The organism is Campylobacter sp. 2457A (assembly GCF_020135895.1).
In the GTDB taxonomy this organism is placed as follows: domain Bacteria; phylum Campylobacterota; class Campylobacteria; order Campylobacterales; family Campylobacteraceae; genus Campylobacter_D; species Campylobacter_D taeniopygiae.
Window position 1 is genome coordinate 1 of record NZ_JACHTO010000119.1, and the last position, 270, is coordinate 270.

Here is a 270-nt window from a genome sequence, read left to right on the forward strand (position 1 = left end):
ACAAACCCGAATTTGCTTATTATGAAGATAAACTTAAAGAATACATGGGAGAAGAAAACTATAAAAAAGTAAGACCTTATATGGGTATGAGTACTTATTATGTATGTAAGGGTAAAAAATATCCTGTTGTTTTTTATACTAGATTTATGTATGTTGAAACAAATTATGGTTTATTTGGAGATGAAGCAATAGGATTTAGCTTTACAAGCCTAAGTCACAAAGGTGTTGGAGTTGGATCTTCTTTGCATTATTTTATAAATGGTAAATTTG

1 pseudogene is annotated in these 270 nt (G+C 28.5%); it reads left to right on the forward strand.

What is annotated here, in order from left to right:
• A pseudogene (locus H2280_RS08595) lies at positions 1 to 270 on the forward strand (tRNA 2-selenouridine synthase); the annotation flags it as partial.